We start from the raw sequence: 20,136 nt of genomic DNA on the forward strand, positions 1-20,136 counted from the left end.
CCACCGGCGACCTCGGACGTAACGGGACGGCCTCGGCGGCGACGGCCGACGTAGGCTGAGAGACATGTCCGACCACGCTTTCGCCACTCGAGCCATCCACGCGGGACAGGCGCCCGATCCGACGACCGGGGCGATCATCCCGCCGATCTACCAGTCGTCCACGCACGTGCAGGACGGCATCGGAGGGCTCCGCGGCGGTTACGAGTACAACCGCTCCGGCAACCCGACCCGCTCCTCGCTGGAGACGCAGCTCGCCGCGCTCGAAGGCGGCGAAGGGGCGCTCTCCTTCGCGTCGGGACTCGCCGCGGAGGACGCCCTGCTGCGCGGGATCCTCACCCCGGGCGACCACGTGCTCCTCGGCAACGACGTGTACGGCGGCACGTACCGACTCCTCACGCGCGTGCTGTCGACGTGGGGGATCGAGACCACCACGGTCGAGCTGTCGGACGTCGATGCGCTGCGGGCGGCGATCCGTCCCGAGACGAAGATCGTCTGGCTCGAGACCCCGAGCAACCCGCTGCTCAAGGTCGTGGACATCGCGCTCACCGCCGAGATCGCGCACGCCGCCGGAGCGATCGTCGTCGTGGACAACACCTTCGCCTCGCCCGCCCTGCAGCAGCCGCTCTCCCTCGGCGCCGACCTGGTGGTGCACTCCACGACCAAGTACCTCGGCGGTCACTCCGACGTGCTCGGCGGCGCGGTCGTCTTCGGTGACGACCGCTTCTTCGAGCAGGTCAAGTTCCAGCAGTTCGCCGTGGGCGCCGTCTCGGCACCGCTCGACGCGTGGCTGACGACGCGCGGCATCAAGACGCTCGCGCTGCGGATGCGACAGCACTCCGAGAACGCGCAGGCCATCGCGGAGTGGGCGCAGCAGAGGCCCGAGATCGCGCAGGTCTTCTATCCGGGACTCGCCTCCCACGCCGGGCACGACATCGCGGCGAGGCAGATGAGCGGCTTCGGCGGGATGCTCTCGCTCGGACTCGCCGCCGGCGCGGATGCAGCGCGATCCTTCGCGGAGAGCACGTCGCTGTTCCAGCTGGCCGAGTCGCTCGGCGGGGTCGAGTCGCTCATCGGGTATCCGCCCGACATGACGCACGCGTCCGTCCGCGGCACCGAGCTCGCCGTTCCCGAGAACATCGTCCGACTGTCGGTCGGCATCGAAGACGTGAGCGACCTCATCGCCGATCTCGAAGACGGGCTCGGCCGCATCGGGCGCTGACGCTGCGTCCGCCCGACCGAACGGGGCGTCGCGGCGGTAACTTGGGGGTTCCCCCGATCGAATCGATTCGATCACGCTTCCCCTGATTCTGGAAGGACGTCGTGTCCGACGCTCCCCGCACTGACTCCCTGCCCGTCGCAGACGCCTCGTCGCACCCCGAGACTCCCGCCATCGCCGCGCCCGCGCGCACGGCGACCGGCAGCATCCGCACGTCGACGGCGACCGGAGCGATCCGCACGCTCGGATCGAACCCCGCCACCGCGCCGATCATGCTGCACCCGGGAGACGCGATCTCCCTCGGTCGCCGGACGCTGTACATCATCCTGCTGGGCGCTCTCACCGCACTCGGCCCGTTCACGATCGACCTCTACCTCCCGGCCTTCCCGGTGCTGGAGGAGGACTTCCAGACCACGGCAGCGGCGATCCAGCTGACCCTGACCGGCACGATGATCGGCTTCGCCCTCGGTCAGCTCGTCGTCGGCCCGCTCAGTGACAAGGTCGGCCGTCGCGTTCCGCTGATCGTGGTCACGGCTCTGCATGTCCTCGCGAGCGTCGGAGCGGCCTTCGCGCCCGATCTGGCGCCGCTCAGCGTCGCCCGCGTGCTCATGGGTGTCGGCGCGGCGGCCGGTGGTGTCGTGGCCATGGCGATCGTGCGCGACCTGTTCGGCGGGCGTCGCCTGGTCGTCATGCTGTCCCGCCTCGCCCTGGTCTCCGGAGTCGCACCCGTCGTCGCGCCCCTGATCGGGTCGTGGCTGCTCACGCTCATGCCCTGGCGGGGCATCTTCGCGGTGCTCGCGGCCTACGGGATCGTGATGCTGCTGTCGACGATCCTCTTCATCCCGGAGACGCTGCCCGTCGCCCGTCGCCAGGACCGCGGCGGCGCCACCATGCTGCAGCGATACCGCTCCGTGCTCTCCGACCGTGTGTTCCTCGGCGTCCTCGTGATCGGCGGCATGACCTTCTCCGGTCTGTTCTCCTACCTCTCGGCCTCGCCATTCCTGTTCCAGGTGACCCACGGACTCGATGCCCAGCAGTACGGTCTGCTCTTCGCCGTGAACTCGCTCGGTGTGGTGCTCGGCGTGCAGACGGCTTCGCGGCTGGCCGCCCGATTCGGACCGCAGTGGGTCATGGCGTACTCGACGGCCGTGCTGCTGCTCTCCGCGGTCGCGATCGTCGTCACCGATCAGCTCGGGCTCGGCCTGTGGGGAACCGTCATCCCGCTGTTCGTCTTCATGACCGCGTGCGGGTTCACGATGCCCAACGTGCAGGTGCTGGCCCTCGACCGCCACGGCAAGGCGGCGGGGACGGCGGCCTCGATCATCGGGGCGGCCAACTTCGGCGTCGCGGGTCTCATCTCCCCGGCCGTCGGCTGGCTCTCGCACGACGCCGGGATCACCGCGACGACCATGGCCTCCGTCATGGTCGGCTGCTCCGTCGTCGGCATCCTCGCGCTGTGGCTCGTCGTACGACCCCGCACGGTGGGCATGCTCACTCCCTGATCTTCAGGAACCATCGGCCACAATGGGACGATGAGCAGACGGACGCTGTTGTGGTGGGGAGTGAGCCTCCTCGTGCTCGCAACGGCTCTCGGCGCCGTGGTGGTGTTCGTCTACCCGCAATCGCCCGGCTTCGACCGGTGGTGGAACGAGATGATCGCCGCGGCCAGGGCCGACTGGATGCTCGACTTCGCCCTCGCCCTGAACTGGATCGGCGGTGGCTGGGTCGCGATCCTCGGTGTTCCCCTGCTCGCGATCCTGGCGCTGGTGCTCGCGCGCCGGTGGCGCGGTGCGGTCTTCGCGGCGGTGAGCTTCCTGGCGAGTGCGGGGGCGGTGCAACTGCTCAAGACGCTCTTCGGACGCGCGCGACCGGATGACATGCTCGTCGTGAGCGACTACGGGTCGTTCCCCTCGGGGCACACTGCGAACGCGGCGACCATCGCGCTCGTGCTCTGGGTGCTGTTCCCGCGGGTGTGGGTCGCGATCGTCGGGGCGCTGTGGGTGCTGGCGATGGCGCTCTCGCGCACGTTCCTCTCGGTGCACTGGGCGACGGACACGCTCGGCGGCGCTCTCGTCGGGGCCGGTGTGGTGCTGGTGCTCGCCGCGTGGCTGCTGCCGTGGGTGCAGCGGAAGAAGCACGCACTCGACGCGCCGATAGGCTGATCGGGCCCGTCCCCGTCGAAGGAGTCCCCGTGTCGCGCATCCGTCCGTACCGCCCCGCCGACCGTGCCTCGCTGTACGAGGTCTGCGTGAAGACGGCCGACGCCGGAGGAGACGCGATCGGCATCCTGTCGGACGACGACCTGTGGGGGAACCTGTTCGCGGTCCCCTACGCCGAACGGCATCCGGATCTCGCCTGGGTCGTCGAGAGCGACGACGGACGGACGATCGGGTACATCGTCGCGACCGACGACACCGACACGTTCTACACCTGGTTCCGGGACGAGTGGTGGCCGGCGCTGCAGCAGCGGTACCCCCGCCCCGTCGAGGTCGCCACGCGCGAGGATCGGATGGTCGACTACGGATACACCCGCGCGCCGGGCATCGAGCCGAACGCGGCGGAGTACCCCGCGCACCTGCACATCGACATGCTTCCGGAGACGCAGGGCCAAGGACTCGGGCGACAGCTCATGCAGACGCTGTTCGCCGAACTGACCCGCCGCGGCGTACGGGGACTGCACCTCGGGATCGACCCGAACAACACCGGCGCCGCCGCGTTCTACGAGCGACTCGGAATGACCCGCCTGCCGGCCGAGCCCGGCGGGCAGATCTATGGTGTGCGCTTCGACAGCGACTCATCGTCGGTCGCTACCTGACCAGGCCGTAACAGGTGCCCAGAGGTCGGCGACCCTGACAACGCGTCCCCGAGGGTCCTCGTGCGTTGCGCAGGCGGCCAGGGGCTGGAGCACTTCAAGGAGTAGCGCCTGAACTAGCTCGGGGCCAGTGTCATACAGCAGGAAAGGCTACTGCTCGTCGACCGCGGGTCGTCGGCCGATCAGTACCGATAGACCGACGAACCCGACGAGGAATGGCGCAACCACAATCAGTACGTAGTGCAGCCACAACGGTTCAATGACGGGATTGTAGGCGGTTGTCACGGCACCGATGCCGCCCATGAAAAGCAACGCCAGGAGCCAGAATCCGGCTCCGTTCACACGGTTGCTGATCCAGAATGATCGGACGATCACGCCGAGAATCATCGAGATGCCCGCGACGCCGAACGCCACGAGAAACATGCCGAAGGTCATGACGTCCTCCTGTCAGGATCCTTTGACAAGGCTATAGCAAGTGCCTAGGCCCACAGCATTGAAGAAGATTTTCGCGCCCTCTCGGATGAGGCCTTCAAGCGCCGTGAGTTGCTTGCGAGTCAGAGAAGCTTTGTTGTTGATCCACTTCTTGAAGATGCCGATGACCTTGTCAATTTTCCCTCCGAGGGCGTCGTAGTACTTGCCCAGCGCTGCGGCCGCGCGAACGATCCTGTCTGCCTTGGCAAAGACCTGAACAGCCTTCGCTCCGACAAGGCTGAGCCCGGCGATTTCTGCAAGGCATCCAGCGGAGTTGGTCACGATCCACCAAAAGTCAGGGTCTGCGACGACCGGGTATGCCGTGACGGCGGATGTGTCGACGACCTGGACAACAGTCGAACCTTCGACACGGAACGAGGTGGGCACGGGAGCACCGTTGGCATCGAACGCCCATGGCACGTCGAGCATCGCCGCGGGTAGCCCTGTCGCATCGTTTACGAAAACTGCGCCGCTGGGCTGCAGCTGGAGGGAGCTGCCGCCGACCATCTCGAAGGGGAAGGCGTACTCAGTGGGCGAGCCGGCGTCCGCGATCTCGATCAGGGTCTGCACGCCGACATCTGAAGCATAAGAGGTCAGAAGTGCTCCATCTATTTCCGTCGAAGCGACTGGTCGTCCAGCACCACTCTGGAGGTCCCTTGGAACGGCGGCAAGATCGACCGCGTCCTCTGAAGGGGCGCCCGGGATCCCGAATTCGACGGCGTCGTGGTCGCCCTCGCTCGACTCAGTCGTGATGGTCGTGCCGTTCGCGTCGGTGGTCATATTGACAGATGCACTCGCTTGAGTGGCAACCACAGACGGGTCCGTGCCCCCCGTCTGTGCGGCGGCCGCAGTGCCGCCCGATATGACAAGGACAGCGGTCGCGAAGGCGGCGATCGTGCACCGGAGCGGTATTGTCATGTGGTTCCCAATCGTGAGGTCGAGCAGGCAGAACGAACAAGCTCGACGATTGCGAAAGTATTCAGGAGCCACCGATATGGCAGAACAATCGACAGGCGGAAGCGCCACTGCCTCTGTTGGATAGGTCCTCGGGTGGTTCGGCATCGCCATCGATGTTGTGCGAGGCGCAGAGCCGAAGGCGCGAAGTGTGCTGCAGGGCGACCACGGGAAGCGGGAGGAGACGAACGTCGAAGGCCCCCGCTGATGCGAGGGCCTTCGACGTTTCTGGCGGTGACGGCGGGATTCGAACCCGCGGTTGCTTGCACAACACACGCTTTCCAAGCGTGCTCCTTCGGCCGCTCGGACACGTCACCAAGGAACAACCTGTCCATCCTATCCGATCGACCGGGCACGCAGTGACAGTCCCTCTCGGCGGCGAGCGGCGACGCTTGAGCTGAAATATTGCATGTTACCCGAGGTGTCTATAGCTTCGTGTGCAGACGTATCCACCTCGAATGGGTACACCAGGTTTGTGGGGGAAGCATGCAGGGGAGTTCGACGACGACATCACGGCGCTGCCCGCGTTCGGTGAGGGCGTTCGAGCAGTACGTGAGCGGTCTACGCGAGCTCGTCGCCGGGACGGTGTTCTTCCTCGAGTCCGGCGAGCATCTCGGCGACGTGCTCCGGGCGGCGAGGAGGAGAGACATCGTCCTCGCCCCGCCGGGTTCGGTCCGGCGCGGAGATGCCAACGTCATCGGCTACCGCGGGCGCTTCCGCGAGCCGGGCGATCGGCTGGTGCTCGACGGGCACCACGTCATCGAGCTGCAGGACTACGTCGCGGCGCCGTTCCTCTCGATCGTGGCGCGCACGGTGCTCCGACAGCGCAGCGCCGAAGGCGTGGCGGCCCTGCTCAGTGACGCGGACACCGCGCGCGACTACGGGATTTTCGTCGACCAGCTGCTCAGCCGCGCCGTGCTGCTGGAGTCCCGGATGTCCTTCACTCCGACCCCAGCAGCCGCCGGGACCGTGGTCCGCGTGCATGTGACGGCGGATGGAGAATATCGCGACGGTCCGGACGGACTGCTGCTCGGGCACGTCGGCGACGAGCGTGCGGAGATCGAAGCGGCAGCGGTCGCCGGTGCCGGGCGCGGAAGATCCTTCGCGCGGATCGTGGACCGCCGCGTCCTCGAAGCCGACCTCGACGATCGACCGTGGCTCGGACGGTACCTGGCTGCGCTCGATCTGCTGCGCGAGAGGCCCGGCGGACCCGGACGCCCGACCGTCTCCGGCTTCGGCGGACACCTCGTCAGAGCCCTCGATGAGAGCGCCGCGTTCCCGATCGTCGTGTCGGCGGACGCGCCCTTCCTCGTGACCGGCGAGGGCGACGAGTACCTCGTCCTGGATCCGGCCGGCCATCGGCGCCTCCGACTCGGGCTCGAGGCCGCACGCGCCGCCGAGTGCCTCATCGCGACGGAGGACGAATCGTCGGCCACGGCTCTGCTGGCGTTCGAGCTCGGCGTGCGACCGATCGCCGTCGCTCCCACGATCCACGAGGTCCGGAACGCACTGTCCTCGGCCGGGTTCGACCTTCCGTCGGATGCGCGAGGAGCGGCCTGATGTCGGACGACGCGGACGTCGGGGGAGCGGACCTGCTCGGGGCGCGCGCACTCCGCGAGTGGCTCACCGGCGAGCGAGAGGCGTTCTCGCGGGTGTTCCTCGTCGAGAGCGGGGCGGCGGTCGAAGCCGTCCGGGAGGTGGTCGCACCCGACGACGTGATGCTGCTGCCGGCGAGCAGTCCGCCGGATGGAGGGCCCGCTGCCGTCGCCCGCTACACCGGCGAGCTGCGGGCGGTCGGCGACGAGCTCTTCTTCGGGGAGCGCGGCGTGGAGCTCCAGGACTACGTCGCCGCGGCCTTCGTGCAGATCATCGGTCCCACCGCCATCCGCTTCTTCGATGCCGCCGGCTGGCGCGCTTTCCTCGACGACGCCGACCTCGCTCGGCGGACCGGAGTGTTCTCCACGGCCCTGATCGACCCGCGGGTGCTCCTCGCCGACCGGAGCGCTTTGGAGAAGCCGGGAGAGGTGGTGACTCCGAGCGCCGTCCGGGTGGCGGCCGACGGCTCCGTGAGCGTCGGCGTGCAAGGGGAGGTGATCGGCACCGTCGACGACCTCAGCGCCGCGCTCGACACTGCTCTTCCGCGGTCCACGGCGCTGGGAGAGGTCGCACCGCGACACGAGGTCGCGGCCGAATCGGCGCGACTCGGCGGGATCAGGCGGTACCTCAGCGCGACCGACCTCATGAAGATGCTCCACCTCGTCAACGGTGACGCGCGGATCGCGGGCTTCGGCTGGGCGCCGATCGACGACCGGCTCGCCGACGCCGAACCCCTGACCGCCGACCCCTTCCTGCTCGACACCGCCGACGGTCTGATGCTCGCGGACACCGGGACTCTGCGCCGTCAGCTGCTCACGCCGCTCACCGCGACGGTCGTCGCGGCCACGCAGACGTCGAGCACGCTCGAGCTCGCAGCGCAGCGGCTCGCTCGGGAACTCGGGACGCCCGTCTCCCACGCGAGCGCCCTGTGCCTCGAGGCGGTCGCAGCCCTCGGCGTCCACTTCGGTGAACGAACGAGCGGCGATCCGACGACGGGGGTGAACGGGTGACGGGACCGCACGCGCTGTGGACGTCGATGCTCCCCGCCGACACCACGTTCTCGCCCTCCCAGGTCGCGGTCGCCGCCACCGGACATCGCATCGCGTTCGCCGACGGTTCCACGCGACTCTGCGCGACGAGCGGACTGTGGAACGTCCCCCTCGGGTTCGGGAACCCGGCGGTCGCGGAGGCGGTGAGCAAGGCCGCACGCGACGCGTCGTACCTCTCCCTGTTCCGCGCGCCGCATCGACAGGCGGAGGAGGCAGCTGACGCGCTCATCGACCTCGCGAACCCCGAGAGGTACGCCCGCGTCGTGTTCTCCACGTCGGGAGGGGCGGCGAACGACGCCGCCATGAAGCTCGCGAGGCAATACTGGGCGCAGCACGGAACGGCATCCCGCTCGCTCATCGTGGGTCTGCGCGGGAGCTATCACGGCACGATGTACGGCAGTCATGCGCTCAGCGGCGATGATCTGCTCCAGTCCGCGTACGCGGTGGACCGCCGATCCGTGCGCCATGTGGCGCACGACGACGACGGGGAAGAGCTGTCGGCGCTGCTGCAGCGCGAAGGCGACAGGGTCGCCGCGGTCGTGGTGGAGCCGGTCCTCGGCACGGGCGCGCACGCGCTCGCCCACGCGTTCATCCGTCGACTGCTCGCCCTGCGGGAGCACTACGGCTTCCTGCTCGTGGCGGACGAGGTCGCCACGGGGTTCGGTCGCACCGGGAGGATGTTCGCGACGGACGACTGGGCGGCCGCCCCGGACGTGCTCATCCTGTCGAAGGCGCTGACGAACGGCGCCATGGGCGCCGCCGCGCTTCTGGTGGGCCCGCGCATCGCCTCCGCCTTCGAGCGCGGCGGGTGGACCTTCGTGCACGGCGAGACCCAGGCGGGGACGCCGGCGTGCGCCGCGGCCATCCTCGCGGTGATCGCCGAGCTGCACCGCATCGAGGTCGAGTCGACCACGCAGGCGCTGGCGGCTGAGCTGCTCCGGCTCGCGATGCGGTGGAAGGCGGAAGGCGTGGTCACGGAGGTGACGGGAAGCGGCTGCTTCCTCGGCCTGGGGCTGCGCGCCGCGGACGGGAGTCCGCTCTCGGGCCCGCAGGTCCTGCAGATCGTCTCGGCCATCGCGGACGACGGCGTGCTGGTGCATCCGGGTCCCAGCTCCATCGAGCTGATCCCCGGGTACGGGTTCGGCCCGGAGGACCTTCTCGAAACGGACAGGGCGGTGCGGGCCGGGCTGGCGCGGATCCGGGAGGTGACCGCATGACCGGGGACTTCCGCGGTCGGGTCCCGACGCTGTGGCACGGCCAGGGCATCGCACGGCAGACGACCACGCGCCTCACGGCGGGACGCGACACCCTCGTGTTCGCGGATTCGGCGGTGGCGCCCTCCTTCCTCGTCGGGCCGCCGGCGCGGACCATGCTGGTCGAGGCGCGCGCGGTCGATGTCGCGGTCGTCCAGGCGATGGCGCGGGAGATCAGCCGCCGCCCTCCGCACATGATCGTGGCCTTCGGTGGAGGGACGGTCCTCGACGCCAGCAAGATCGCCGCGCTCGCTCTCGCCCGGGGGCGGGTGTTCGACTACGCGATCGGGCATGCGGCGAAGGCGGCCCTGACGTTGCTGCCCGATGCGCCGCCTCCCGTCGACATCGTCGCCGTCCCGACCACGCTCGGCACCTCGTCGGAGACGAACAGCGTGGCCGTTCTCCAGAACGAGCACGGCTACCGGCTCCTCGTCGGGCGCGCGCTGAGGCCGCGCCATGCCGTCCTCGATCCGTGCAACCTGGCGACCCTCTCGTCCGCCTCGGTCAGGGAGGGGGCGCTGGAGGTGCTCCTGCGTCTGGCCGGCGCCTCGACGAGCCCGCGCGGCGACAGCAGAGGGAACAGAGACGCGTCCGCCCTCGGCGCGGCGCTCCTCACGGCGGTCGCGCAGGGCACCGCATCCGCCGCCGCGCGGTTGCGCCTCGCGCGGCTGAGCGCGGCCACCCAGCGCACGGCGGCGCTGCGGGGGAAAGATCCGTACAGCGCCCGCCATTGGTACGTCGCGAACGAGGTGGCGTTCCGGCTGGGGGTGCGCAAGATGGTCGCCACGGCGGCGGTGATCGCCGCGGTATGGGACCGGATCGGCGCGGGAGACCCGCGCTGGGGAGACCCCGCGAGTCTCCACGGATTCTGGTCGCACGTCGCGGCAGCGGCGGCGCTGCCCGACGACCCGTCCGCCGGCATCGCCGCGCTCATCGACCGCTGGGCGATCCCGCGTCCGCCGCGGCCGCCGGATTCCGAGATCCGCCGCATCTCCGCCGCCATCGAGACGTCGTGGGGGCACCGCCGGCCGATGCTCCCCGGTCTCGTCGAAGAGGACTTCCGAGATGTGCTCCGCGATTCCCGCTGGAGTGCACCGTCGGTCGGTGAAGACCACCGGCCCCCGATGTTCCGGAGGGAGGAGGTGAAGTGAATGAACGAACCCGCAGAGAAGCGGATCCGGTTCCAGGAGCTGGACGCGATGGAGGCACCCAGCTGGGACAGCTTCTACAAGGGCGTGATCGGCGCGCTGGTTCTCATCGGAATCGGCGCGGCTGCCGCGACGTGATCGCCTCGAAGGAGAGGAGATCGAGACCGGAAAGGAGGTAAGCATGCACGCTGCAATGCCGACGCTCGAGTTCACCGAGCTCGAGGCCATGGAGGCGTTGAACGACACCGATGACTACATGCGGGGCTTCGCCCTGGGCGTCATCATCGGAATTCTCGCTCTGACCTAGAAGGCCGTCCGCAGACCCGACAAGGAGGTGCAGATTGCAGACGACATCACTGGAGTTCCTGGAACTCGAACAGATCGACGCCCCACTCGAATGGTGGGAGCACGCGAGCTACATCATCGCCATCATCGGCGGGGTGGCAGCGATCGCGACCTGACCGAGGGTGCGGGCGGGCCACCCGCCCGCACTCCTCTTCCTTCCATCGAGAGGCGATGCCGGAAATGCCAGCTTTGATCACCGATGCCGTGGCGGCGCGGCTCGACGGTGTCGGCGCGGTCGCGCAGGCGCAGGATCTGTATGCCGGATCCGGGACGGACTTCTACGAACGCCTGGTCGGACCTGATCGCGCCGAGATCCGCGAGGTGCTGGCGCTCGCGAGAGCAGCCGCCGGTCCCGTGCTCGACGTCGCCGCAGGAAGCGGCAGACTGACGATCCCGCTGGTGCGGGCCGGCAAGCGGGTTACCGCGATCGACATCTCCGACGACATGCTCGCCCACCTGCGCCGCGCACTGCCCGACGATTCCCGGCTGGAATGCGTCGTGGCGGACATGCGCGACTTCACCCTGGAGAGTCGCTACGGGCTCGTGGTCCTCGGGGCGACGTCCATCACGCTGCTCGACCGCACGGACAGGTCGCGTCTCTACGCGAGCGTGCGGCGCCATCTCGCCCCCGCCGGCGTCTTCGCCCTGACGGTGGCCGGAGGGTCCGCCGCGGAGAGCCTGGCATCGGACCGGGAGCTGGAGATCACGGTCCCCGGCCCGCTCGGCGAGGAGAGCTACGTCTTCGCGCAGCAGATCGAGGCCGCAGGCTCGGTGCGCCTGGTCAACTGGGTCCGCGTCGCCGACATCGTCGCCGGAGCCACCGTGCCGGTGCTCACGAGTCGCCTGCACGTGCTCGACCACGAGACTCTCGCGCGCGAACTCGTCGAGGCCGGGTTCACCGAACCCACGGTATCTCCCGTACGCACGCACCCGGGCGCGGAGATCCTCCTCCTCACGACGGGCCGCGTGGGATCCGGAGAAGCGGGAGGACGACGATGACCCCGCTGCGCTCCGCCCGGCGACGGCCCTCGGGTGCCACGGCACCGCTCACCGCCGACACCTGCCCGCTCCTCGCCTCCGAGGTCGTGTTCGAGAAAGCCGGTGAGGGAGAGGCCTGGATCGCTCTGGTCCACGGCGTGCCCTCGTCGCGGCTCTCGCGGACGGTCGTTGAGCTGCTCACCGCGATGGACGGTAGAACGACGCTGCACGTGCTGCATCGGCGCTTCGCCGCGTCCGAGTCGGCGGAGAGCTTCCTGCAGCTGGTGGGACGCTTCCGCGACAGCGGTCTCCTGGAAGGCGCAGCGAAGCCGCCACCGGGCCGAGTGAGCTACCGGCCTCCGTTCACCCTGCAGCTCGCGACGCTGCGTGCGCCGGCCCTCTTCGGCCGTCTCGACCGGCTGATCGTGCCGCTCCCGCCACGAGTCCTCCTGGTGTCCGCCGCCGTCGTGCTCGGCTCGGGATGTCTTGCGGCGATCCTGCAAGCGGAGGAGCTGTGGGAGGTCGTCACCCGGCCCCTGCCGCTGAGCGGCTTCGTGGTCCTCGTCGCGGCGCTCTCGCTCACGACCCTGCTCCACGAGAGCGCCCACGGGCTCGCCCTCACGAGGTTCGGGGGCCGGCCTCGCCGTGCGGGATTCATGCTCTTCTATCTGACCCCCGCGTTCTTCGTCGACGTCACGGACGGCTGGCGGCTGTCCGACCGCAGACAGCGCGTGGCCGTGGCGCTCGCCGGACCAGCGGTGCACGCGCTCGTGGCGGCGATCGCGCTCGTCGGCGCGCTCGCCGTGCCGCAACCGGCGGTGCGCCAGACGCTGCAGCTCCTCGCGCTCTCCTGCGCCGTCATCGTCCTGCTCAACCTGATCCCGTTCGTGCGGTTCGACGGGTACATCGCTCTGATGAGCGCGCTGGACGAGCCGAACCTCCGGGGGAGGACCATCCGCGACGGAGCGGACTCCCTGAGCCGGCTCCTGTTCGGCGGGCCGCGGCGGAGCAGAAGCCTGCCGGTGTGGTGGAGCGTGCCGTTCGGCCTCGCCAGCCTGATCGCCCCGGCCGTGCTCGTGCTGTTCGCCGTCGCACGCACCGTCCAGGCGCTCGCCGGAGGTGGACCCGTGCTGGGGCTGTTCGTGGTCGCGCTGGAAGCTGTGGTGCTCGCGGCCGGGGTCGTGCTGCTCGCGCGTGTCCTGCGCCGAGTGCTCCGATCGGGCGTGTCCCGGCTCCGGTTCCTCTCCGTGTGCGCGCTGCTGGTCGCGGGCGGCGTCGCCGCCGGGGTCCTCATCCCCGTGCCGGCCACGGCGTCGTACGGCTTCTCCGTCGAGGAGGACGGAGTGGTTCTCGTGCGTGCGGACGGAGAGGGGCCGGGCGCCGTGCCGGACGGCGCCCGCGTGGTCCTGCTCAGCCGGGGCATCCTCGCGAACGAGGAACTCGGGAAGGGGCGGACCCGGCACCGGCGCGCGGAGCGGACGACGGTCCCGCTCGACGCGCTCTTCCCGGTGCGGGCCGACGACCTGTCGGTTCCCGCCGTGATCGTCGCCGGAGTGGACGTCTTCGGGGGGCGCGAGATGCTGCCGCCGACGGGGCTGGCGCGCGTCGACATCGGTGTGAAGAACCTGTGGCAGACGCTCTGGGCGGTCGGCGTGGTCGCGCCGTTGTCGCCGCTGCGGAGTGCGGAGAGGAAGGGATGACCATGAACCAGGACGCGATCGAGGTCCGAGGACTCACGAAGAGGTTCGGCCGTCGGACAGCGGTCGAGGATCTGTCGTTCGGCGTGGCGCGGGGGTCGATCGTCGGCCTCCTCGGGCCGAACGGCGCGGGCAAGTCGACGACGCTCCGAGCCATCGTCGGCCTGCTCAGGCCGACGGCCGGGGACTGCCTCATCGACGGCGCCCCGTTCTCCGCCCTGGAGAACCCCGCGACGCACGTCGGCGTGCACATGGACGGCTTCGGCTTCGAGACGGGCATCACCGCCCGACGGCACCTGGAGATCATCCGGCTCGCGGCGGGAGCGCCGCCAGGACGCGTCGACGAGGTGCTCGAGGAGGTGGGGCTCGCCGACGATGCCGGCCGTCGCGTGAAGGCCTTCTCGACGGGGATGGCTCAGCGGCTCGGGCTGGCCGCCGCGCTCATCGGCTCCCCTCGCACCCTGATCCTCGACGAACCGGCGAACGGGCTGGATCCCGACGGCATCCGCTGGTTGCGCCGATTCCTCCGCGGGTTCGTCGAGCGCGGCGGCACCGTGCTGGTCTCCAGCCATCAGCTCGCCGAGCTGGAGCAGGTGGTGGACGAGGTGATCGTCATCAAGCGCCGCGCGCTCTTCGCCGGACGCCTCGACGATCTCATCCGGAACGATGTCGACTCGCTGGAGAGCCGGTACTTCGACCTCGTGGAAGGGGCGCAGGCATGAGGGGCGTGATCCACAGCGAGGTGCTGCGGTCGGTGAGCGGGCCCTCGGTTCTGGCCGTGTACCTGGTCGCCGTCCTCATGCCCGCTTTCGTGCTCTTCTCGGACGGCTCGCGCTTCGACCTCGCCGGCCTCGACCCCGCGGTGGCGACCGCGCGTCTGCTGGAGCCGCTCGCGTGGTCCGTCATCTCCGCCGCGTTCGTCGGCTCCTACGCGGTGACCCGCGAGTACTACTACGGATCGATGGACCGAACCCTCGCCGGAGTCGGCTTCGCCCGCGCGTTCGCGGGGAAGCTCGTGGCCGGTGCGTTGATCGCGGTCGCCCTGTCGATCGGCGTCTTCGCACTGTGGACGGCCGGAGTGTCCGTCTACCTGGCCCACGAAGGTCTGGCCCTCGCCCTCACCCCGGAGGCCTGGCGCACTTACGCGGGCGCCGTGGCCGGAGCCGTTCTGGGGGCGCTCATCGGCGGGGCCATCGGCTGGATCACCCGGAACTACTATGCGACGGCGATCATCGTCCTCGTGTTTCCGATGGCCTTGGAGTTCGCGCTGCTGCGGACCGCGCCCGAGGTCGCGAAGTTCTCACCGGGGATGGTGATCGCGGCGCTGAGCGTTCCCGGATATCAGGATCGGCTGCTCGCGTTCGCCCCGGCCCTCGGGCTGGGCCTCGCGTGGACGGCGGCTCTGGTGGCCATCGCCTGGGTCCGCGGTCGCCGGAGCGTCGCGTGATCCGTCGGGCACTGCGCGCGCAAGCGCGTGGCGTCGCGGGGGACGTGGTGCTGCTCGGGGTGGCGGTGGCGGCGTTCGTGATGTCGCTGTCGCTGGCCACGAGCATCCCGCCCGAGTTCGCCGACGCCCCGGCGGGCATCCGCCGAGAACTCACGGCGCCGTTCAGCACCGTGCTCGCGACCTACGGGGCCGTTCTCGCCGCCATGTACGGCTCATTCCGCTACACGATCGATCGCCGCGACGGCGTCGTCGCCCAACGGCTGATGCTGCAGTCCCGGTGGGCGATGTTCCTCGTCCGGCTGCCTACATCGGCCTTCGGCGGAGCAGTCGTGGCGTTCGCCGCCGTGATCGGCGGCCACACGGCGCTGCTCGTCGCGATGGGCGGCATCCCGGTGGACGGGCCTTCGGTCGGCTCCACCGTCGCGCTCGGCGCCGTCGCAGGACTCTGGGGGATGGGGGTGGGTGTCGTCGTGCAGGCGCACCTCGCGGCTCTCTTCATCTCCTCCCTGTCGATGGGCGCGGCGATGCTCGTCGCGATGTTCTGGAGTGCCGGCGCCGTCTACCTCCCGCTGCTCGCCATGCTGGAGACCTTCCGCTTCGATGTGACCGCCGTGGGGATCACGCCGTCCGACGGGCTGGACGCCGGGCCGGCGGTCCTGGTCTCTGCCGGCTGGGTGCTGCTCGTGCTCGGCGCCGGCGCCCTCTCGTTCCTCCGCCGCGATGTGACGTAGAGCGCGGACGGCGACAGCGGATGCCGAGGGGCGAGCACGGTCCGTCCGGTCAGACTGCCGACGTAGGATTCCTGGGTGGCAACACCCAAGATCGTCCTCTTCTACGCGTTCACCCCTCTCGCCGATCCGGAGGCCCTCCGCGTCTGGCAGCGTGACCTCGGCCAGGCTCTCGGCCTGCGCGGGCGTCTGCTCATCTCGAAGGACGGCATCAACGGCACGCTCGGTGGCGATATCGGCGTGCTCAAGAAGTGGGCGCGTTCTTTCCGCTCGTACGCCCCGTTCGCGGATGCCGACATCAAGTGGAGCGAGGGAACCGGACTGGACGCCGAGGGACGCAGCCTCGACTTCCCGAAGCTCAGCGTGAAGGTCCGCGACGAGATCGTGTCGTTCGGAGCGCCGGGGGAACTGCGGGTCGATGAGCACGGTGTGGTGGGCGGAGGCACACGGCTGACACCCGAGGAGCTGCACGAGCTCGTGGACGCCCGCGGAGACGAGGTCGTGTTCTTCGACGGCCGCAATGCGCTGGAGGCTCAGATCGGCCGCTTCCGCGGGGCGGTGGTGCCCGACACCGAGACGACCAGGGACTTCGTCCGTCTTCTCGACTCCGGCGCCTACGACGACCTCAAGGGCAAGCCCGTCGTCACCTACTGCACCGGCGGGATCCGTTGCGAGGTGCTGTCGAGCCTGATGACCGCCCGCGGCTTCGGCGAGGTGTACCAGCTGGAGGGCGGCATCGTCCGGTACGGCGAGAAGTACGGCGACGACGGCCTGTGGGACGGCTCGCTGTACGTGTTCGACCGGCGCGGCTCGGTGGACTTCTCCGACCATGCCCGCGTGATCGGGGAGTGCGTCGGGTGCGGGGCGCCGACGAAGCGGACCGCGAACTGTCCCGATCCGTCCTGCCGCACGCAGTTCGTCGTGTGCGAGAACTGCGAGTCGGTGAGCTGCGCGGAGCACGCCGCCTGAGCGGGCGGCGCCGCCCGGGTCTCCGTCACACAGCCACGCCGGGCTCGGCAGCCCGCGTCGCATACAGCGACCGCGGCAGCACCGCGGCGCGGAACTGCGTCGGGCCGTCCACGCTCCGCCGCAGGCCGATGAGCACCTCGCGCAGAGGTTCGGCCAGATCGTCGTCGACCGTGCCGGAACGCGCGTAGTTCGCTTGTTCGACCGCGTCGGTCAGCCGCCGCAGCGCCCGCGGATCCGCACCGGAATCCCGCACCAACCCCGCAGCACGGACCCTCGGGGTGTCCGCATCCGACACGGGGATGCGCAGATCGATCAGGGTGTCGCGGAGCTCCGCCCAGGCGGCGGCCGGATCCCCGCGGCGGGAGCGCGCGATCCGACGGCTGCGCTCGACGAAGCGGAGGAGGGCGGGGATCAGGAGGATCACCACCGCGCCGAGCGCGGTGAGCAGCACCGGCATCGGGTCGAGGCGTCGCAGCTCCTGGCCGCTCGCGGAGTCGCCGCCGGCGTCGCTGCGGTCGATCTCCGGCCCCGACGTCTCCTCGGTCTGCGGCGCCGTCGTGGGGGCGGGGGTGGACGGACCGCCGGGACCGCCGCCCTGCGCCACGGCGGCGCGGAATGCGGTGGGAACGCCGAGGGACGCGGTGGGTTCGAACGGGACCCATCCGACACCGGGGAACAGCACCTCCGGCCAGGAGTGCAGCTGATCGCTGGTCACCGAGAACACGGACTCGCTGCCGCGCTTCTCATCCGTCAGCGAACCGGGGAGGTATCCGACGACGATGCGGACCTGCATGTCCAGGCTCTCCGCCATCAGCGCGAACGCTCCGGCGAAGTGCACGCAGTACCCGGAACGCTCCTCGAGGAAGCGGGCCACCGCTTCGGCGCCCGTGCCGTCGAAGCCCTCTTCGACCGGCGTCTCCAGGGAGTACGCGAACTGCGCGCGGAACCAGTTCTGCAGGACCACGAGGCGGTCGTAGTCCGTGTCCTCGTCCGCCGTCACGTCGGCGGCCAGCTCGGCGATGATCCCCGGAAGCTCGACCGGCTCGGCGTCCGGATCGGCGGCGGGCGGAGCGGCATCGATCGCGCGGATCTGCTCGAGCGTGGGGATGGGGCGCGAGGCCGTGACGGTGTAGTCGTTGCCGACGGCGTCCGCGCTGCGGGAGAACAGCGTCCGATTGTCGGGGGAGACCCGCCACGACCCGCTGAGACCCTGCACGGCGGTGGCCGGGTAGGGGACCGGGAGCCAGGAGCTCGACATCCGCAGGATCCGCACCGACGTGTTCTGCTCCTCCGTCGGGATGTCCTCGCCCCACTCTGGTGCACCGAATCCGTCCTGCTGCGACTGGAGATCGCCCTCGTCCGGATGCCAGACGCGGCCGTCGAAACGGGAGAGTGTCGTGAGCCGCAGGTAGGGGGCGGTCTCTCCCTCGGTGGCGACCGTCAGCACCTCGACGGGGTTCGGCTGGCGCAGATCGTCGCCGAGACGCAGCGACGCGTCCACCGTCACGCCCACGCCGCTCCCGGCGAGACTGGTGCTCAGCGGCAGGACCGGCGCGATGGCCACCGTCGCCGCCAGCGCGGCGGCGCCGACACCCAGCGCGAGAGAGGTCGACGATCGGAGCGGCGCCTCCGGATGCCGACGAGCGGTGAACCGGAACACCAGCAGGGCGACGACGCCGAACAGCACGAACCAGACGACGTTGGTGTCGCCGAGCGTGATGATCATCGGCACGGCTCCGACCGCACCCATGAGCAGCACGGCGAGCACCGCGGAGCGATGGGCCACGAGCTGATCGAGCAGGATCGCGACGACCGCGAAACCGGCGCCCATGGCGGCCGCCAGGGCGGGTGAGGGGTCCAACGGGGCGGATCCGAACACGACCGCCTCCCAGGCCGCGGGTGCCAGCGTGCCGAGCAGCGCCGCCGTCGTCGACGTCGGGATGAACCCGAGGACGGCGGTGTCGCCGGCGATGAGCTGGGTCAGGACCGCGACGGCGATGAGGACCTGCGCGGCGAACGCGCCCAGATCGCGGAGCACCTCGCCGTGTCGGCGCAGCAGCCACCGCGCGAGCATCCCGGTGCCGGCGACGGCGACGACGACGACGAGGACGGTGAACGACCACGCGCCCGGCGCGATGACCGAGGTGTACGGCCACACCGCGACGAGCGCGGAGACCGCTGCCAGGGCTCCGGGTGCGACGACCCCGGTCGGATCCTCGTGGTCCCGGTGCCACCGCGGCGGCGTCCGCGGCGGTGCGGACGCCGGGAGACGCTCAGCCCGGAACATCGCCGGCCCCCGTCCGTGCGGAGACCGCATCCGCCCACGCCTCCGCGATGTCGGGCCCGAGCGGTGTCACGGTCCATCCGTGCCGGACGGAGGCCTCGCCGGCGCCGGGCAGCAGCCCGGTGCTGAAGAGCAGCGCCGCGGCCGCGCCGGCCGGTCGCAACAGGGCGGCGTCCTCCTCGTCGAGGCTTCCGGTGATGTAGACGAGCGGTCCGGGTGGCGTCCCGCCGATCAGCGTCGCGAGGTCTCTGCTCTCTCCGCGCGGAGTCACCATCGCCAGGGCGACGAGCAGACCGTCGCGGTCGTCCTCATGACCGCGCAGCGCTCCGAGCAGGACGCCCGCGCTGTCGATCACGTCGACGCTGTAGCCCTCGGCGGCGAGATGCACGGCCGACGACGCGCACAGCGACACGGCGGCCTCGAACGCGGGGTCCGGCTCGGCCCCCGGTGCGGCCCATCGACGGCTGCTCCGGTCGAGCACGACCACGGCGTCGGGGCTCGACTCCTCCTCTTCCTGACGCACCATCAGCTGACCGCGGTGCGCGGTGGCCCGCCAGTGGATGCGGCGCATCGAATCGCCCGGGATGTACCCGCGCGGCGAGAGGTTGTCGCTGCCCTGCCCGAGGCGGGTCGAGGAGGTGTGGGCGGTGCCGCCGGCCGCTCCCACCCGCACGGCCAGGGGTGCGAGGGACAGGACCTCCGGCACGACCGTGATGCTCCTGGTCTCGCCGAAGGCCTGCTCCCGCTGGGCGAGTCCGAACGGGTCGACCGTGCGCAGCATCAGCGGGCCGAGGGGCCACACGCCACGGCGCACACCGGTGATCGCATAGCTGAGCTGGCCGGACTCCGGCGGGTACTCGCCGCCGGAGTCGCCGCTGACCGCATCGGGCAGCACGTCGTGCCAGAGCCCGCGCGGGATGCGCAGCGAGCGCAGCGTGAACCGGACGGTCACCCGAGAGGTCTCCGACACCGTCAGCAGATCGGTCGAGATCTGCCGTGTGACGGTCCCCGAGCGGCGCGGGAGCCGGACCGCGAGGAGCGACAGGAGCGTGAGCACGGCCAGCAGCACGCCGATGTAGAGCAGGATCCGGGCTCCCGCCACGTTGGCCGCGATCAGGCAGCCCAGTGCCGCGATGAGCGCGCCGGCTCCGCGAGCGGTGAGGGATCGGCGGGTGCGCATGGCGGGCTC

General features: G+C 70.3%; 21 protein-coding genes and 1 tRNA gene. 17 read left to right on the forward strand and 5 right to left on the reverse strand.

Annotated features, from left to right (window positions below; translation table 11 throughout):
- The first annotated feature begins 64 nt into the window (after positions 1–64).
- From F6A08_RS05335 to F6A08_RS05350, 4 genes are all read left to right on the forward strand, one after another.
- Positions 65–1,219, forward strand: coding sequence for a cystathionine gamma-synthase (locus tag F6A08_RS05335; RefSeq protein ID WP_151458813.1), 1,155 nt, complete (start codon positions 65–67; stop codon positions 1,217–1,219).
- A gap of 101 nt (positions 1,220–1,320) precedes the next feature.
- Positions 1,321–2,718 carry a multidrug effflux MFS transporter gene (locus tag F6A08_RS05340; protein WP_192576689.1) on the forward strand — a complete coding sequence of 466 codons (1,398 nt, stop codon included), beginning with the start codon at positions 1,321–1,323 and terminating at the stop codon, positions 2,716–2,718.
- Between the two features lie 30 nt (positions 2,719–2,748).
- The gene (locus F6A08_RS05345) at positions 2,749–3,378 is read left to right on the forward strand and encodes a phosphatase PAP2 family protein (RefSeq protein ID WP_151458814.1); all 630 of its coding nucleotides are present in this window, start codon (positions 2,749–2,751) and stop codon (positions 3,376–3,378) included.
- Between the two features lie 29 nt (positions 3,379–3,407).
- Positions 3,408–4,031, forward strand: a complete 624-nt coding sequence (locus F6A08_RS05350) for a GNAT family N-acetyltransferase (RefSeq protein ID WP_151458815.1) — start codon at positions 3,408–3,410, stop codon at positions 4,029–4,031.
- Positions 4,032–4,178: 147 nt separating this feature from the next.
- Here F6A08_RS05350 and F6A08_RS05355 read toward each other — a convergent pair whose 3' ends face one another.
- The 3 genes from F6A08_RS05355 to F6A08_RS05365 all read right to left on the reverse strand — a co-directional run bounded on the left by F6A08_RS05355 (position 4,179) and on the right by F6A08_RS05365 (position 5,770).
- A complete protein-coding gene (locus F6A08_RS05355) occupies positions 4,179–4,463 on the reverse strand; it encodes a hypothetical protein (protein WP_151458816.1) in 285 nt (94 codons plus the stop codon).
- Between the two features lie 12 nt (positions 4,464–4,475).
- The gene (locus F6A08_RS05360) at positions 4,476–5,417 is read right to left on the reverse strand and encodes a hypothetical protein (protein ID WP_151458817.1); all 942 of its coding nucleotides are present in this window, start codon (positions 5,415–5,417) and stop codon (positions 4,476–4,478) included.
- A 265-nt stretch (positions 5,418–5,682) separates the two neighbouring features.
- A tRNA-Ser gene (locus F6A08_RS05365) sits at positions 5,683–5,770 on the reverse strand.
- A gap of 235 nt (positions 5,771–6,005) precedes the next feature.
- Between F6A08_RS05365 and mpaB (F6A08_RS05370) the strand changes: the two genes are divergently transcribed.
- From mpaB (F6A08_RS05370) to trhO, 13 genes are all read left to right on the forward strand, one after another.
- Positions 6,006–7,013: a daptide biosynthesis RiPP recognition protein gene (mpaB, locus tag F6A08_RS05370; protein WP_225855743.1), complete on the forward strand. Its 1,008-nt coding sequence runs from the start codon at positions 6,006–6,008 to the stop codon at positions 7,011–7,013.
- Entirely contained in the window at positions 7,013–8,059 is a 1,047-nt protein-coding gene (gene mpaB / locus F6A08_RS05375) for a daptide biosynthesis RiPP recognition protein (RefSeq protein ID WP_151458819.1), read from the forward strand. Before mpaB (F6A08_RS05370) ends, mpaB (F6A08_RS05375) begins: the two co-directional genes overlap by 1 nt.
- Entirely contained in the window at positions 8,056–9,315 is a 1,260-nt protein-coding gene (gene mpaD, locus F6A08_RS05380; protein WP_151458820.1) for a daptide-type RiPP biosynthesis aminotransferase, read from the forward strand. Before mpaB (F6A08_RS05375) ends, mpaD begins: the two co-directional genes overlap by 4 nt.
- Positions 9,312–10,502, forward strand: coding sequence for a daptide-type RiPP biosynthesis dehydogenase (gene mpaC / locus F6A08_RS05385; protein WP_151458821.1), 1,191 nt, complete (start codon positions 9,312–9,314; stop codon positions 10,500–10,502). The genes mpaD and mpaC overlap by 4 nt, the downstream gene beginning before the upstream one ends.
- A complete protein-coding gene (gene mpaA1 / locus F6A08_RS17835) occupies positions 10,503–10,637 on the forward strand; it encodes an MpaA1 family daptide-type RiPP (RefSeq protein ID WP_017201487.1) in 135 nt (44 codons plus the stop codon). It begins immediately after the preceding gene.
- Between the two features lie 43 nt (positions 10,638–10,680).
- Positions 10,681–10,806, forward strand: a complete 126-nt coding sequence (gene mpaA2 / locus F6A08_RS17840; protein ID WP_263971437.1) for an MpaA2 family daptide-type RiPP — start codon at positions 10,681–10,683, stop codon at positions 10,804–10,806.
- A 34-nt stretch (positions 10,807–10,840) separates the two neighbouring features.
- The gene (gene mpaA3, locus F6A08_RS17900; protein ID WP_017201485.1) at positions 10,841–10,960 is read left to right on the forward strand and encodes an MpaA3 family daptide-type RiPP; all 120 of its coding nucleotides are present in this window, start codon (positions 10,841–10,843) and stop codon (positions 10,958–10,960) included.
- A 64-nt stretch (positions 10,961–11,024) separates the two neighbouring features.
- On the forward strand, positions 11,025–11,843 hold the full coding sequence (mpaM, locus tag F6A08_RS05390; RefSeq protein WP_225855744.1) for a daptide-type RiPP biosynthesis methyltransferase: 819 nt from the start codon (positions 11,025–11,027) through the stop codon (positions 11,841–11,843).
- Positions 11,840–13,522, forward strand: coding sequence for a daptide biosynthesis intramembrane metalloprotease (mpaP, locus tag F6A08_RS05395; protein ID WP_151458822.1), 1,683 nt, complete (start codon positions 11,840–11,842; stop codon positions 13,520–13,522). Before mpaM ends, mpaP begins: the two co-directional genes overlap by 4 nt.
- Positions 13,519–14,241 carry an ABC transporter ATP-binding protein gene (locus F6A08_RS05400; protein WP_017201483.1) on the forward strand — a complete coding sequence of 241 codons (723 nt, stop codon included), beginning with the start codon at positions 13,519–13,521 and terminating at the stop codon, positions 14,239–14,241. Before mpaP ends, F6A08_RS05400 begins: the two co-directional genes overlap by 4 nt.
- Entirely contained in the window at positions 14,238–14,966 is a 729-nt protein-coding gene (locus tag F6A08_RS05405; protein WP_151458823.1) for an ABC transporter permease, read from the forward strand. The genes F6A08_RS05400 and F6A08_RS05405 overlap by 4 nt, the downstream gene beginning before the upstream one ends.
- A complete protein-coding gene (locus F6A08_RS05410; RefSeq protein ID WP_151458824.1) occupies positions 14,963–15,697 on the forward strand; it encodes a hypothetical protein in 735 nt (244 codons plus the stop codon). The genes F6A08_RS05405 and F6A08_RS05410 overlap by 4 nt, the downstream gene beginning before the upstream one ends.
- 75 nt (positions 15,698–15,772) lie before the next feature.
- Positions 15,773–16,663, forward strand: coding sequence for an oxygen-dependent tRNA uridine(34) hydroxylase TrhO (gene trhO / locus F6A08_RS05415; protein WP_151458825.1), 891 nt, complete (start codon positions 15,773–15,775; stop codon positions 16,661–16,663).
- Positions 16,664–16,688: 25 nt separating this feature from the next.
- Here the strand turns inward: trhO and F6A08_RS05420 are convergent, their stop codons facing one another.
- Positions 16,689–18,980 carry a transglutaminase TgpA family protein gene (locus F6A08_RS05420; protein WP_151458826.1) on the reverse strand — a complete coding sequence of 764 codons (2,292 nt, stop codon included), beginning with the start codon at positions 18,978–18,980 and terminating at the stop codon, positions 16,689–16,691.
- Positions 18,937–20,127, reverse strand: coding sequence for a DUF58 domain-containing protein (locus tag F6A08_RS05425; RefSeq protein ID WP_151458827.1), 1,191 nt, complete (start codon positions 20,125–20,127; stop codon positions 18,937–18,939). Before F6A08_RS05425 ends, F6A08_RS05420 begins: the two co-directional genes overlap by 44 nt.
- Positions 20,128–20,136 lie beyond the last annotated feature (9 nt).

The organism is Microbacterium algeriense (genome assembly GCF_008868005.1).
GTDB classification, from domain to species: Bacteria; Actinomycetota; Actinomycetes; order Actinomycetales; family Microbacteriaceae; genus Microbacterium; species Microbacterium algeriense.

Coding starts and splice junctions, on each gene's coding strand:
- F6A08_RS05335 (WP_151458813.1), top strand. CDS start 65: ATGTCCGACCACGCTTTCGCCACTCGAGCCATCCACGCGGGACAGGCG.
- F6A08_RS05345 (WP_151458814.1), top strand. CDS start 2,749: ATGAGCAGACGGACGCTGTTGTGGTGGGGAGTGAGCCTCCTCGTGCTC.
- F6A08_RS05355 (WP_151458816.1), bottom strand. CDS start 4,463: ATGACCTTCGGCATGTTTCTCGTGGCGTTCGGCGTCGCGGGCATCTCG.
- F6A08_RS05360 (WP_151458817.1), bottom strand. CDS start 5,417: ATGACAATACCGCTCCGGTGCACGATCGCCGCCTTCGCGACCGCTGTC.
- mpaB (WP_151458819.1), top strand. CDS start 7,013: ATGTCGGACGACGCGGACGTCGGGGGAGCGGACCTGCTCGGGGCGCGC.
- mpaC (WP_151458821.1), top strand. CDS start 9,312: ATGACCGGGGACTTCCGCGGTCGGGTCCCGACGCTGTGGCACGGCCAG.
- mpaA1 (WP_017201487.1), top strand. CDS start 10,503: ATGAACGAACCCGCAGAGAAGCGGATCCGGTTCCAGGAGCTGGACGCG.
- mpaA2 (WP_263971437.1), top strand. CDS start 10,681: ATGCACGCTGCAATGCCGACGCTCGAGTTCACCGAGCTCGAGGCCATG.
- mpaM (WP_225855744.1), top strand. CDS start 11,025: ATGCCAGCTTTGATCACCGATGCCGTGGCGGCGCGGCTCGACGGTGTC.
- mpaP (WP_151458822.1), top strand. CDS start 11,840: ATGACCCCGCTGCGCTCCGCCCGGCGACGGCCCTCGGGTGCCACGGCA.
- F6A08_RS05400 (WP_017201483.1), top strand. CDS start 13,519: ATGACCATGAACCAGGACGCGATCGAGGTCCGAGGACTCACGAAGAGG.
- F6A08_RS05405 (WP_151458823.1), top strand. CDS start 14,238: ATGAGGGGCGTGATCCACAGCGAGGTGCTGCGGTCGGTGAGCGGGCCC.
- F6A08_RS05420 (WP_151458826.1), bottom strand. CDS start 18,980: ATGCGGTCTCCGCACGGACGGGGGCCGGCGATGTTCCGGGCTGAGCGT.
- F6A08_RS05425 (WP_151458827.1), bottom strand. CDS start 20,127: ATGCGCACCCGCCGATCCCTCACCGCTCGCGGAGCCGGCGCGCTCATC.